Annotated in this window: 13 protein-coding genes; all 13 read left to right on the top strand. The window is 37.4% G+C overall.

Features of this window, described 5'->3' with window-relative positions; translation table 11 throughout:
• The first annotated feature begins 168 nt into the window (after positions 1-168).
• The 13 genes from rpmH to ACTWQM_RS12250 all read left to right on the top strand — a co-directional run bounded on the left by rpmH (position 169) and on the right by ACTWQM_RS12250 (position 14,497).
• The gene (rpmH, locus tag ACTWQM_RS12190; RefSeq protein ID WP_092491006.1) at positions 169-303 is read left to right on the top strand and encodes a 50S ribosomal protein L34; all 135 of its coding nucleotides are present in this window, start codon (positions 169-171) and stop codon (positions 301-303) included.
• Positions 304-583: 280 nt separating this feature from the next.
• Complete coding sequence (gene rnpA, locus ACTWQM_RS12195; RefSeq protein WP_443258431.1) at positions 584-925, top strand: ribonuclease P protein component; 342 nt, start codon at positions 584-586, stop codon at positions 923-925.
• Between the two features lie 143 nt (positions 926-1,068).
• Positions 1,069-1,839: a YidC family membrane integrase SpoIIIJ gene (gene spoIIIJ, locus ACTWQM_RS12200; protein WP_443258432.1), complete on the top strand. Its 771-nt coding sequence runs from the start codon at positions 1,069-1,071 to the stop codon at positions 1,837-1,839.
• Positions 1,836-2,450 (top strand): RNA-binding cell elongation regulator Jag/EloR, encoded by a 615-nt coding sequence (jag, locus tag ACTWQM_RS12205; protein ID WP_443258433.1) that lies wholly within the window; start codon positions 1,836-1,838, stop codon positions 2,448-2,450. The genes spoIIIJ and jag overlap by 4 nt, the downstream gene beginning before the upstream one ends.
• A gap of 748 nt (positions 2,451-3,198) precedes the next feature.
• Complete coding sequence (locus tag ACTWQM_RS12210) at positions 3,199-4,185, top strand: M20/M25/M40 family metallo-hydrolase (RefSeq protein WP_443258434.1); 987 nt, start codon at positions 3,199-3,201, stop codon at positions 4,183-4,185.
• Positions 4,186-4,467: 282 nt separating this feature from the next.
• Positions 4,468-5,844, top strand: a complete 1,377-nt coding sequence (mnmE, locus tag ACTWQM_RS12215) for a tRNA uridine-5-carboxymethylaminomethyl(34) synthesis GTPase MnmE (protein ID WP_443258435.1) — start codon at positions 4,468-4,470, stop codon at positions 5,842-5,844.
• 119 nt (positions 5,845-5,963) lie between these two features.
• Positions 5,964-7,850 (top strand): tRNA uridine-5-carboxymethylaminomethyl(34) synthesis enzyme MnmG, encoded by a 1,887-nt coding sequence (gene mnmG / locus ACTWQM_RS12220; protein WP_443258436.1) that lies wholly within the window; start codon positions 5,964-5,966, stop codon positions 7,848-7,850.
• A 23-nt stretch (positions 7,851-7,873) separates the two neighbouring features.
• A complete protein-coding gene (rsmG, locus tag ACTWQM_RS12225; RefSeq protein WP_443258437.1) occupies positions 7,874-8,590 on the top strand; it encodes a 16S rRNA (guanine(527)-N(7))-methyltransferase RsmG in 717 nt (238 codons plus the stop codon).
• 240 nt (positions 8,591-8,830) lie between these two features.
• Complete coding sequence (gene noc, locus ACTWQM_RS12230) at positions 8,831-9,691, top strand: nucleoid occlusion protein (RefSeq protein WP_443258438.1); 861 nt, start codon at positions 8,831-8,833, stop codon at positions 9,689-9,691.
• 287 nt (positions 9,692-9,978) lie between these two features.
• The gene (locus ACTWQM_RS12235; protein WP_443258439.1) at positions 9,979-10,752 is read left to right on the top strand and encodes a ParA family protein; all 774 of its coding nucleotides are present in this window, start codon (positions 9,979-9,981) and stop codon (positions 10,750-10,752) included.
• On the top strand, positions 10,733-11,569 hold the full coding sequence (locus ACTWQM_RS12240) for a ParB/RepB/Spo0J family partition protein (RefSeq protein WP_443258440.1): 837 nt from the start codon (positions 10,733-10,735) through the stop codon (positions 11,567-11,569). Before ACTWQM_RS12235 ends, ACTWQM_RS12240 begins: the two co-directional genes overlap by 20 nt.
• 1,046 nt (positions 11,570-12,615) lie before the next feature.
• Complete coding sequence (locus ACTWQM_RS12245; protein ID WP_443258441.1) at positions 12,616-13,770, top strand: aminotransferase class V-fold PLP-dependent enzyme; 1,155 nt, start codon at positions 12,616-12,618, stop codon at positions 13,768-13,770.
• A 22-nt stretch (positions 13,771-13,792) separates the two neighbouring features.
• Entirely contained in the window at positions 13,793-14,497 is a 705-nt protein-coding gene (locus ACTWQM_RS12250) for a DUF554 domain-containing protein (protein WP_443258442.1), read from the top strand.
• Positions 14,498-14,520: the final 23 nt, after the last annotated feature.

Consider the following 14,520-nt stretch of genomic DNA (forward strand, 5'->3'; position numbering starts at 1 on the left):
TGTGGATAATAATTTGAAGTAAATAAAAGTTTAACATCGATATGTGGATAAAAAAATCTCACATGAAGTTGACATATGTCGCATGTTTTAAGTATAATGACTTAGACTGTCTACTTGATAAGTTATTTGTAATTTGGAGTTTTAATTCCTCAGGGAGGTGCAAGATAAATGAAAAGAACGTTTCAACCAAATAATCGTAAACGTAAAAAAGTACACGGCTTTCGTACTCGGATGAGTTCTAAAAATGGACGTCAAGTTTTAGCTCGTCGCCGTCGTAAAGGAAGAAAAGTATTGTCTGCATAGGCCACTGAAAAAGATCTCAGTGGTCTTTTTTCCACTGTAGGATTGTTATCAGGGTGTATGAAAACCAGATTTGCAGTTAGCGGACTATTAAATAGAGCAGTGGTTCTTATAAGTAGGACCGCTGCTTATTAAGCGTAAAGCTTTATTTTTAATATAGAATTTTTAATAGAGGCGGACAAAGGACACTGCTATACAGTAATGTTACTCAACTGCTATATGCATGTGAGTCTATAAGTAGATATACAGGCGTTTGCGCTTTTGTTTGATAAAGGTGATAATCATGAAAAAGATATTTCGAATAAAAGATAATGATGAGTTTCAACATGTATTTAAGCATGGAAAGTCTTTTGCTAATCGTCAGCTTGTCATATATTATGTAAAAAAATCAGAGCAGCGGCATTTCCGTATAGGGATTTCAGTTGGAAAAAAGATAGGGAATGCAGTTATGCGAAATCGGATCAAACGGTATTTGAGACAGGCGTTTCATGAGTTAGATGAAAAAGTGCTTCCTACATATGATATGGTAATTATTGCGCGTCAGCCAACCAGGAAGATGAACTTTCATGAAGTAAAAAAGAGTTTATTACATTTACTATCGAGAGAACGTCTAATAAAAAAATAGTATTCAATTATGAATTTATATAGAATCTTATAATCATTTAATGCTAAAATAACAACTAGAAAAGTTAGCGTAGGGATTTTGTTGTTTAGCACAAGTACTTGGACAAAGTGTCTGTGCTGTTTGAATAGTTAGGAGGAAACAAATTGCGTAAAAAGTTTTTATTGCTTGTTACCATGATCGGGTTGCTGGCAATTCTTTCAGGTTGTATGGATGTTAACCAACCTATTGATGAAAATACAGAAGGATTCTGGGCAGAATGGTTTGTATATCCAATGTCCTGGTTAATTACATACTTTGCCGAATTGTTTAATGGGAACTACGGCTTATCAATTGTAATTGTTACCATAATTGTTCGTTTAGTACTATTACCATTAAACGTAAAGCAATTAAAAAGTTCGAAAGCAATGCAGGATATTCAGCCTGAACTTAAAGAAATTCAAAAGAAATATAGTTCAAAAGATGCGAAGACACAGCAGCAATTGCAACAGGAAACAATGGCACTATTTCAGAAACACGGGGTAAACCCACTGGCTGGTTGTTTGCCGATTTTTGTGCAAATGCCGATATTGATTGCAATATACCATGCTATTATGCGTACTGAAGCAATTCAAACACATACTTTTCTATGGTTCCAACTAGGTCAAGCTGATCCATTCTTTATTTTACCAATCGTTGCTGGTGGAGCTACATTTTTACAGCAAAAATTAATGATGGCAGGAAGTCCTGCATCACAAAATCCACAAATGATGGTTATGCTGTATGTGATGCCAATTATGATTACCGTGTTTGCTATGTTCTTCCCATCAGCGTTAGCGTTGTACTGGGTAGTTGGTAATATCTTTATGGTGGCACAAACGTTATTCATCCGAAAACCAATGATGAAAAACGCAAGTACTGGAGGAGACGAAAAGTGAGAGAAATAACTGCTAGCGGACAAACTGTTGAAGAAGCGGTCCAATCAGCATTAGAGCAGTTAAACACAACAAAGGACCAAGTTGAAGTCGATGTTATTGATGAAGGTAAAAAAGGACTATTGGGTGTATTTGGTTCAAAACGGGCCATTGTAAAAGTTACAATGGCTCAAAACCAGATAGAACAAGCCGAAAAGTTTTTGCAGGAAGTAACGGAAAATATGAATGTTTCGACTCAAGTTACAACTACTGTTGAAGGAAATCATGTAACATTCGAATTATCAGGTGAAAAGATAGCATTATTGATTGGGAAACGCGGTCAAACCCTAAATGCTATCCAGTATTTAGTACATCTTGTATTAAATAAGGATGGTAAAGCGTATTATACTGCCACAGTTGATGCAGAGGGATATCGGGGTCGTAGAAAAGAAACACTTGAATCTCTTGCACATAAAATGGCTGATAAAGCGACACGATTAAACAAGAAAGTTGCGCTTGAACCGATGCCAGCGTTTGAACGTAAACTAATTCATGGTGCTTTGCAGGGGAATAAAGATATTTCTACCTATTCAGACGGTGTCGAACCGCATCGCCATATTGTTATAAAACCATAAAAGCTATTAAAATCTCTAGGTAATGTCCTAGGGATTTTTTTAATGCACTGTTAATGACTGTAACTTTCACTTTAATGACGACTAATAACAGGATAGGATGTTAAGAACGTTCAACTTCAATGGTTGGATCTAATACGTAGTTGAAATATGATGCGTAGTAAATTTAAACAAGTATTAGTGCTATAATGCCGCTGCGGAAATACACTTCGCGCACCTAGGGCGGCTGATGAGCCTTCTTGCTCCTACGTCGCTGCGTAGTCTCATCTAGGCCTCAGCTCCCACAGGAGTCTACGTGTATTTCCTTCGCTGATGACCGGAGTAGGAATCGCTATAGAGCAAATATGTGACAGCACTACACTAGTCCGGGTGAGCGGAGGGCGGTGACTCCAGCGGGAACAGCAACAGCTGAAGATCCCGCAGGAAGCGGTTTTTGCTTCCGAGGAAGCTGAAGCGTTGCCCTAAGGTGCGCATCCGCCCGTAGCGACCCCGGACGGCGGGACGAGAGTTTTTAGAGATTTTTCTAGCAGTTACTTTGATTAAAACACTTTTGTCCCAGCTTCATAAAAGCAGCTAAGAATTTCGCCATTAAAACTTGGTGATAATTCAAGTTAACTAATTAGTACTTAAGGATGAATTAAGCAACTTTTGCCTGTTTCGACTCAAACTATTGTACTGTTTTTCTGTTGAATAGAGGAATCCACACAAAGATGATCGAATGATTAAGTAAATCGAAAAAGGAGTGGATTCTATGAAATATGGAAAGATTTCAATACTTATACTGGCAATGTTACTTATGATAGTCACACCAGTATATGCATCCCCAGAAGACGCATCCAACGGTAAATCTAATCAAGCTTTCGATAATAAAGTTGTAAAGCAGGTGAATGTTGATAATATATATAATCATGTAGCTTACTTATCAGAAGAAATAGGATCCCGTGGTGCAGGCACTGAAGGTGAATTAGAAACGGTTGAGTACCTTGTTGACCAATTTGAAAGTTATGGATATGAGAATGTTTCTGTACAGGAATTTACCTTTCCTTCGGGTGGAGAAGAAGTTACTTCTTATAATGTAGAAGCAACAAAAGAGCCACAGAAAAATCATGATACAGGGCAGGAAATAATCGTAGGATCACACCATGATTCAGTACCATGGGGGCAAGGTGCAAATGATGATGCATCAGGTACTGCCGCTCTACTTGAACTAGCAAGAGTGTACGCAAAGACACCAACAGATTCGACCATTAAATTTGTCGCGTTCGGTGCGGAAGAGTATGGTCTTTGGGGATCCAGAAAATATGCTGAGGCAATGTCGGCTGAAGATGCTGAAAATACGGTAGCGATGTTCCAAATGGATATGGTTGGAAGTGCCGATGCAGGAGATCTTGTAATGTTTACTGCTAATGGAGAAAAGAATACAGTAACAGATCTCGGTGCTGCAGCAGGATCCAGAGTAAGTGAACTCGTTCCATATAGTGAGCTTGGCAGAAGTGATCATGTTGCCTTTCACAATTTAGGTATTCCGGCTGCATTATTTATTCATACACCACTAGAGCCTTGGTACCACTCGGAAGATGATGTTATAGAACACATTAGTAAAGAAAAATTAAAAAATGTAGCAGATATCGTTGGTTCAGCTATCTATCAGGCCGCTCGTAAGGACACCCCAGCTCTAGAAAAATCAAATGTAGCTCCAGTACCTGTGGATTATTATTATGAAGAACCAAATCTATAGTTGTTAATAAATAATTTTTAGAAAACTTGGCTTATCGCCAAGCCTTAATGGCGGAAGCCTTAGTTGCACTTATGCAGTAAGAAAGGATTTATACTTTCTTAACTGCTAATTAAAACCTTTTATTCACATGTGGATAAAAGGTTTTTTTAATACATTGATTTTTCAATTGTGGATAAGTTTATTTTTGGTCGAAAATGTGATATTCTGTTAAGTTAGTGACGATAAAAATAAAAAGATGTATATATATAATAAATTATGTTGTAAATGATGGAGGTGAGTGAAGTGGAAACAGATACAATAACAGCGATTTCGACACCAATTGGTGAAGGTGCAATTGCAATAGTACGATTGAGTGGACCAAAAGCAATACCTGTTACGGCTAAGTTATTCAGCGGGAAAAATTTGCTTGAGGCTGAGTCGCATACCATTCATTATGGAAAAATAATCGATCCTATGACAAATGATGTTGCTGAGGAAGTGATGGTTTCGGTAATGCGTGCCCCGAAGACTTTCACACGTGAAGATATTGTTGAAATCAATTGTCACGGTGGTATGGTTGCTGTGAACCGAGTATTGGAGATAATACTTGGAGAAGGAGTTCGAATTGCTGAACCTGGAGAATTTACAAAACGTGCATTTTTGCATGGCCGAATCGACTTGTCACAGGCTGAGGCTGTAATGGATCTGATTCGATCTAAAACGGACAAAGCTATGTCGGTAGCATTAAAGCAAATGGATGGACGATTATCCGAATTAATTGGACGGCTTAGACAGGATTTACTTGAAACAGTTGCCCACGTAGAAGTGAATATTGATTACCCTGAGTATGATGATGTCGAAGAAATGTCGAACGAAATGATGCGTAGTAAGTCAAAAGAAGTTCATGCCGAGATTGAAGAACTGTTACAGGTTGCAAAGCAAGGGAAAATTTTGCGTGAAGGATTAGGGACAGCAATTATTGGACGCCCAAATGTTGGTAAATCTTCATTAATGAATACACTTGTTCAGGAGAATAAAGCTATTGTAACTGAAGTACCTGGGACAACTCGAGATACGATTGAAGAATACGTTAATGTTCGAGGCGTTCCACTACGGCTAGTAGATACTGCTGGTATTCGTGAAACGGAAGATATTGTTGAGAAAATTGGAGTTGAGCGGTCAAGAAAAGTGTTAAAAGAGTCAGATCTTATATTATTTGTTTTAAATTATAATGAAGAACTAACAATTGAAGACGAAAAGCTTTTTGAGGCTGTTCAAGGATTGGATTATATTGTGATTATTAATAAATCTGATTTGGAACCAAAACTTGATATGAATAAAGTCAATGAACTAGCTGAAGGAAAACCAGTCATTTCAACATCATTAATTAAAGAAGAGGGTGTTGATGAAATGGAGTCCGCAATAGCCAAGACTTTCTTTGCTGGGGAAATAGATGCTGGGGATCTAACGTACGTTTCAAATATAAGACACATTCAATTATTAAAGCAGGCTAGACAGGCTCTTGAAGATGCAATGGGAAGCCTTGATATGAATATGCCGCTTGATATTGTGCAAATAGATGTAACACGATCATGGGAGTTTTTAGGAGAAATAATTGGAGATACTGCTAGTGACAGCTTAATTGACCAGTTATTTTCACAATTTTGTTTAGGAAAGTAGCATTATTAGAAAACTTGGCTTATCGCCATGCCTTTAATATAGATAAGCCCTAGTTGCACTTATGCAGTAAGAAAGTATTTATACTTTCTTAACTGCTAAATAAGAAAGGATGACAAAGTATGGTATACGATGCAGGACATTATGATGTAATCGTTGTTGGCGCAGGTCATGCAGGTGTAGAAGCAGGTATTGCTGCATCCAAAATGGGTGCGAAAACACTTATGCTGACATTGAATTTGGATATGATTGCTTTTATGCCGTGTAACCCATCATTAGGCGGTCCTGCTAAAGGAATTGTCGTACGTGAAATAGATGCATTGGGTGGGGCAATGGCAAAAGTGATTGATAAAACCCATATTCAAATGCGCATGTTAAATACTGGAAAGGGGCCAGCAGTACAGGCATTACGTGCCCAAGCTGATAAACCTTTATATATAAAAGAAATGAAAAATGTTATTGAGAATGAAGAAAATCTGACATTAAGACAGGGTATGGTAAATGAACTAATAATGGAAGATGGTGTATGTAAAGGGGTTATTACCGAATCAAAAGCCGCCTACCATGCAGAGACTGTAATTGTTACAACAGGTACGTTTATGCGTGGTAAAGTGCTAATGGGTGACCTTGAATATGAAAGTGGTCCAAACAACCAGCGTGTATCGGTAAAACTATCTGAACATCTGGAGAAATTGGGAATTGAAATTACTCGATTTAAAACTGGTACACCACCACGTGTGAATAGCCATACAATTGATTATTCAAAAACGGAAATTCAGCCTGGTGAGAATAAACCACAAGCTTTCTCATATGAAACAACGGAATATATTCTGGACCAAATCCCTTGCTGGTTAACGTACACGAATGAAGTTACCCATCAACTAATTAATGATAATTTGTCATTATCTGCAATGTATTCTGGAATGAAACGTGGTACTGGTCCTCGTTATTGTCCATCGATTGAAGATAAAATTGTTCGATTTAATGATAAACCGCGACACCAAATTTTCCTTGAGCCAGAAGGAAGAGATACGGAAGAAGTATATGTGCAAGGGTTATCAACGTCACTTCCGGAATCTATTCAGCATGATATGGTTCGATCAGTTCCAGGTCTGGAAAATGCTGAAATTATGCGTGCCGGCTATGCAATTGAATATGATGCAGTCGTTCCTACGCAGTTATGGCCAACATTGGAATTGAAAAAAATCCCGGGACTTTTTACTGCAGGTCAAATAAATGGAACTTCCGGTTATGAAGAAGCAGGTGCACAGGGAATAATGGCAGGAATTAATGCTGCTGCTAAAGTGCTTGGAAAAGACCCATTAATTTTGGATCGTTCACAGGCTTATATCGGCGTATTAATCGATGATCTTGTAACAAAAGGAACAAACGAACCGTATCGTCTATTAACATCACGTGCGGAATACCGTTTATTACTACGTCATGACAATGCAGATATGCGTCTGACTGAAACAGGTTACAAACTAGGTCTAATAACGGAAGAACGTTATAATAAATTTGTTGAAAAGAAACAGCTTGTAGAAGAAGAAAAGAAAAGATTGTCAAAAATTGTCATTAAACCCGAAGAACATGTACAACAAATGATGGATGAAGCAAAAGGGACTCCGTTAAAAGAAGCGGTTAAAGCTTATGATTTACTAAAACGTCCTGAAATTACGTATGATATGCTTGAAAAAGTAATCGAACCAAACGAATCACTTCCGTACGATGTTCGGGAACAAGTCGAAATACAAATAAAGTATGAAGGATATATTAAAAAGTCAAACGAACAAGTGGAACGCATGCTTAAAATGGAAGACAAAAAAGTTCCGGATAATCTTGATTATGATGATATTGACGGTATTGCATCTGAAGCAAAAGAAAAACTGAAACAAGTACGTCCGCTTTCAGTTGGTCAGGCATCTAGAATTTCAGGTGTAAATCCAGCAGATGTTTCCATTTTACTTGTTTATATTGAACAGGGAAAGATTGCTCGAGTTGCTAATTAATTACGTGTGAGGTGCTCTATTTCATGAATCCAAAACAATTTGTAGAAGCATTACATCAAAAAGGTATCAAACTATCAGACAAACAGATCGAGCAATTTGCTATATATTATCAAACGTTAGTTGAATGGAATGAAAAAATAAATCTTACCGCTATTACGGATGAGGAAGATGTTTATTTAAAACACTTTTATGATTCGATTTCCGCAGCCTTTTATCATGACTTTACGGAAGAACTGCATATTTGTGATGTGGGTGCAGGGGCAGGATTCCCCAGCATCCCACTCAAAATATGTTTCCCTGATTTACAAGTTACCATTGTTGATTCATTAAAGAAGAGGGTTAATTTTTTAAATGAATTAGCTGCAAAATTAGAGATAAATGGAATGGTTTTTCACCATGATCGCGCTGAAACGTTTGGAAAAAACAAGAAGTTCAGAGAATCATTTGATATAGTCACAGCTAGAGCTGTTGCGCGAATGACAGTGTTGAGTGAGTTGTGCTTGCCACTAACGAAAAAGAGTGGCGTATTTATTGCAATGAAAGGCTCACATAGTGATCAGGAAGTAACGGATTCCAGTACAGCAATTAAATTACTAGGAGGCAACCTGGACACTATACACACATTCACCTTACCAAATGAAAATAGTGAAAGGTCTATTATTGTCATAGACAAAAAACGAAATACACCCAATAAATATCCGAGAAAGCCTGGTGTCCCAGGTAAAAAACCAATTGTTTAAACTTTACATAGCTAAGCGATTCCTGAAATTATATTTTGCTATTTGATACTATTCCAAGTATATATATGGTAAAATAGGATTATAAACTGAGAGATAAATCATTCTAACGCAGCAATGTTTATACTGCGCTTTTTTCTTGTTGATAGTTTTAAATTTTCAGTAATGTTCCACGTGAAACATTCTGCTATTTTTAATATAGTAATAGTTGTTATATAGTATAATTAAAGGTGGTGTTTGGTAATGGTAAGCCCTTTTAACCGGATTTTCGGTACGGGAGATAAATCTGATTCTGAGTCAGAAGAAGAAAAGTACCATCCAGATGAAGTAATCCAACTTTCTGTTCAGAAAATAGAACCGAATAGATTCCAGCCAAGGTCGGTATTCGATGAAGAAAAAATCCAGGAACTAGCTCAAACTATACATACACATGGGATGATTCAGCCGATAGTGGTTCGCAAGATGGAAGATGGTGAAAATTATGAACTAATAGCTGGTGAACGAAGATGGCGTGCCGTACAGTTATTAGAATGGGAAAACATACCGACCATCATTAGAGGTATGTCTGATGCTGAAACAGCTTCAGTCGCACTGATAGAGAACTTGCAGCGTGAAGAATTAACTGTAATAGAAGAGGCAAGTGCATATGCCAGTCTATTAGAAATGCACTCTTTGACACAGGAAGCTTTAGCACAGAGGTTAGGTAAAAACCAATCAACTATTGCCAACAAACTGCGTTTACTTAAATTACCCGAGGAAGTTAGGCAAGCAATATTAAAAAAGGAAATAACAGAACGTCATGCTAGAGCTTTGATAAAGCTGAGAAACACAGATGAACAATCGAAAGTTTTACATGCAATTCTGGAAAAGGATTTAAATGTAAAGCAAACAGAAGAATATATAACTAAGTTGAATCAGCCGAAAGAGAAGCCAACAAAAAAACAGGCTAAACTTAAAGGTGTTAATAAGGATATTCGAATTGCAATGAATACCATACGTCAGTCTTTAAATATGGTATCAGATACTGGCATTGATGTGGAAACCGATGAGGAAGACCTTGATGAATTCTATCAAATTACGATTAAAATACCAAAAAAGAAATAATAGATTCTTCTTATATATGAGATGCTTTTTACTATAATTTTTAATACAACCATTCATCTTTTGAAAACTAAGATGAGTGGTTTTTACTCTTAATCAGCAGTTAAATAAGGATAAACACTTTTTTATTGGAAAAGCAGTAAGAAAATGCGTTTTCATAAGAACTTCTTCATGAATACTAAGCTCTCTGAAGTAATTAATAGATTTTTTTAAACAATAAACTATTTTAATAGGTCTTTTATTGAAAAAAGTGATAGAATAATAAGTATAGATTTTAGGTAGGTGACAGCATGGGTAAAATTATAGCCATAGCAAATCAAAAAGGTGGCGTAGGAAAAACAACATCATCGGTAAACTTAAGTGCAGGTCTTGCACACTTGAAGAATAAAGTTTTGATTGTGGACATCGATCCTCAAGGTAATGCCACGAGTGGAGTTGGCATTAACAAAGCTGATATGAATCAATGTATTTATAATGTGCTTGTAGAGGATTTGCCTGCGGAGAAGGTATGTGTTCCTACAAAAGTCGAGAATTTGGACATTATACCTGCAACGATTCAACTTTCGGGAGCTGAAATTGAATTAGTTCCTACTATTTCTCGTGAAATTCGTTTAAAAAAATCGTTGGAAAACTTAAAAGAAGAGTATGACTATATCATTATTGATTGTCCACCTTCTTTAGGATTGCTTACTATTAATGCACTTACATCCTCAGACACCGTATTAATACCTGTTCAATGCGAATATTATGCATTGGAGGGTCTCAGTCAATTATTAAACACCATCCGTCTGGTACAAAAGCATTTAAATAAATCATTAATGATCGAAGGTGTTTTATTAACGATGCTTGATGCACGTACGAACCTTGGTATTCAAGTTATTGAGGAAGTTAAAAAATACTTTCAGGACAAAGTATACAAATCAGTCATCCCTAGAAATGTCCGCTTAGGTGAAGCACCAAGTCATGGGGAACCTATTATTACTTATGATCCAAAATCAAAAGGTTCTGAAGTATATCTTGAATTAGCGAAGGAAGTGATGAGTAATGGCGAGAGGGTTAGGTAAAGGAATAAATGCTTTTTTTCCTGAAATTGAGGAGAAGGATGATGACGCTATTCATGAAGTTCCTATTAATGAATGTCGACCAAATCCCTATCAACCACGGAAAACTTTTCACGCAGACGCAATAGAAGAGTTAAAAGATTCAATTCTCGAATATGGTATAATTCAGCCTTTAATTTTGCGTAAAAGTATTAAAGGCTATGAAGTTGTGGTCGGAGAGAGGCGTCTTCGTGCTGCTAAAGAGGCAGGACTTGAAAACGTACCTGCCGTTGTTAAAGAGCTGACTGATGGAAAGATGATGGAAGTCGCTTTATTGGAAAACCTTCAACGTGAGGATTTAACTCCAATTGAAGAAGCGCATGCATATCAGAATCTGATGAACGAATTGGAAATAACACAAGATGATCTTTCAAGACGTTTGGGCAAAAGTAGATCCCATATTGCTAATATTGTTCGATTGCTTTCACTTCCCGATCAAGTGGTTGCTTATATAAACAACGGGGAGTTAACAATGGGTCATGGACGTGCGTTATTAGGTATTAAAGATAAGCAGAAGGTTTTGCCGTTTGTTGACAAAATACGTAAAGAAAAGATGAATGTTCGGCAAGTGGAACAATATATCCTTGAAATGAACGAGAATCCTGGTAACAAGAGAAAGGAAAAACCAAAGAAGGATATATTTTTACAGGAAAGAGAATCATTATTGCGTGACCGCTTAGGTACCGCTGTAACAATAAACCAGGGGAAGCGTAAAGGCAAAATTGAAATAGAGTTCTATTCTAATGATGATTTAGAACGCATATTGGAAACATTGGATTAGAAATAGGAAGACTGACTTTTTAAAAATGCAACATTAAACTGTCAGTCTTTTTTTACATCTGAATCAGTTTCAAATTCACTATTAAAGCAGTAAATCCAAAGTCTTTATAAGTGTTTTATGCCTGTTGATTTCCTCTTCAGGCTGGCACTTTCAGTAGACATGGTTTGAGCCTCCTCGTGGAATCGAACTCCGGAGCCTCAAGGAACATGTTACTTCCGCGGGAGTCGTCGTCTTCCGTTCCAGTAGTACTTTGACTTACCGAACTATATATCATTATTACGTTAAATTGTGGGATAAATGTTTATTACAAGTATCCATGAAAGTGACTCTTCTATAAAACCTCTAGAAAAAAGTAATTATAAGCAATTCAAATTTCGCAGCGTTAATGAACGCATAAACCTTGAAGGAATCAGAAAGGCTGAAGATACATTACTTGAGTTGAATTTGGATCAACGGTACGTATTTGATAAAAACTACGAAGTACTTTTTAAAAAGTATGAGTACTATTATGACACTTCGGAAATACACTTCGCGCACCTAAGGCGGCTGATGAGCCTCCTTGCTCCTACGAAGCTGTGTAGTCTCATCTAGGCCTCAGCTCCCACAGGAGTCTACGTGTATTTCCTCCGCTGTTGACTGGAGTTTGAATCGCCATAGAATAAATGTGTGACAGCACTAGTCCGGGTGAGTGGAGGGCGGTGACTCCAGCGGGAATAGCACGTGTCCGAAGACCCCGCAGAGCAACTAAATGAAGGCCGACTAAAACCGTCCTTTTACGGACAACGTCGGCATACCCCTTGCCGGGGCAAGGAGGCCGTGCCCTAAGGTGCGCATCCGCCCAGCGACCCCGGACGGCGGGACGAGAGTTTATAGAGATTATTCCAGCAAGTACTTCGTAGTTTACATCTTATGTGTACAAAACAAGGCAACAAGAAAAAACGTTCTAAGATTATCAAGATAGCCGTTTGAACTTATTCTATAGATGCGAAAGTTGAGTAAGCAAGTAATAAAGGTATCTGTATAATTCAAAATGAGGTGTTCCCGTTATGATATATTTTGATCAGGCTGCATCATCCTTTCCAAAGCCAGTAGAAGTAGGGGAGGCAATGGTTTACACACTTAACGAAATAGGTGCTAATCCAGGGAGAGGTGGTCATGAATTAGCAAGGAAAGCATCAAATATAATTCAAGATACTCGAGAAAGAGCTGCTCGCATTTTTGGGTGTAGTGACCCTAAAAAAGCAATTTTCTACCAAAATGCAACTTCTGCCCTGAATCAGGCGGTTAAAGGTTTGCCTTGGAATCAGGGCGATCATATCATTACCACTACATTTGAACATAATTCTATACGGAGACCCTTAGAGAATTTAAAACAAACTTATGGTGTTGAAGTTTCATATGTTAATTGGGATGAAAATGATGGGTTATTAATAGAACGTGTGAGTCAGACTATTAAGTCAAATACAAAACTCATAGTCATTACACATGCATCAAATGTAACCGGGTCAGTATTACCGATAGAAAAAGTAACCAAAATCGCATTAAAATATGATGTGATAACACTTGTTGATGCATCACAGACTGCTGGTCATATGCGATTACATATGAATCGTATGGGTATTGATATGATGGCTTTTCCTGGACATAAAGGGTTAATGGGACCTCAGGGGATAGGTATGTTGCTGATTGAAGGTGATATCAAACTTCAGCCAATTATTCAAGGAGGGACAGGTAGTTTCTCAGAAGAGCCTAATCAACCTGATCAAATGCCTGAAAAACTCGAAAGCGGGACATTAAATACTCCTGGGATAGCCGGCTTAAATGCCGCCCTTAAAGCATTTGAAGGAAGAAAGAATGAAAATGTTCCACGTGAAACAATTTTGATTGAAACACTATTGAATGGTTTAGAAAAGATTGAAGGGGTTACTTGTTACGGACCAGACAGGTATGAACATCGGATGCCGATTGTAGCATTTAATATCCTTGGTATACCCTCACAGGAAATAGCGATGATTCTCGATTCACATTATAAAATTGCTGTTCGATCAGGGCTACATTGTAGCCCGCTAACACATAAATCATTAAGCACAACTGAACAAGGTGTGGTTAGAGCTAGTTTGAGTATGTATAATACTGAAGAGGAAGTCGCCGTATTTATTAAAGCAATAGAGGAAATAGCATCCTCATATAATCTTATTTAATACTAGCAAATGGAGTGACGGTATGGTCTTATTTGGAACACTGGTAAACGGAGCATGTATTATAGTAGGGAGTTTAATAGGGTTATTTTTCACAAAAATACCAGAAAGATATAAAGAAACAGTTATGCATGGAATCGGTCTTGCAGTTATATTAATAGGTATGCAGATGGCTTTTACAACTGAAGTTATTGTTGTTGTGTTATTAAGCTTATTAACTGGTGCAATAATTGGTGAAATGATACATGTCGAAGAAGGTTTAAATCAGTTAGGAACTTGGATGGGCAGCCGATTTAAGTCAACAAATGACGATTTTAGTGTTGCACAGGGCTTTATAACGGCGTCGTTAATATTTGTAATAGGAGCTATGTCTGTGATTGGTGCCTTAGATGGAGGACTGCGTGGAGACCATGAAGTTCTCATTACAAAAGGTGTAATAGATGGCTTTGTTGCTCTTGTATTAACGACAACACTAGGGTTTGGTGTTATATTCTCTGTGATTCCTGTTATCCTTTATCAGGGCTCTATTGCACTTTTAGCTACCCAAATTGACAATTGGCTTCCTGAATCGTTTTTGAATGGGTTAATAGTAGAGATAACCGCAGTAGGTGGACTGCTTATAGTAGCTATTGGGTTGAATCTATTAAAAATTACCCAAATACGAGTTGGGAATTTGCTGCCATCGATTTTAACAGTAGTAATTGTCTATTATATCTACTTATTATTCTAAGGAACTCTACCAACATTGTAGGG

The sequence above is a fragment of the Virgibacillus sp. L01 genome (assembly GCF_052246775.1).
Lineage (GTDB): Bacteria > Bacillota > Bacilli > Bacillales > Amphibacillaceae > Lentibacillus.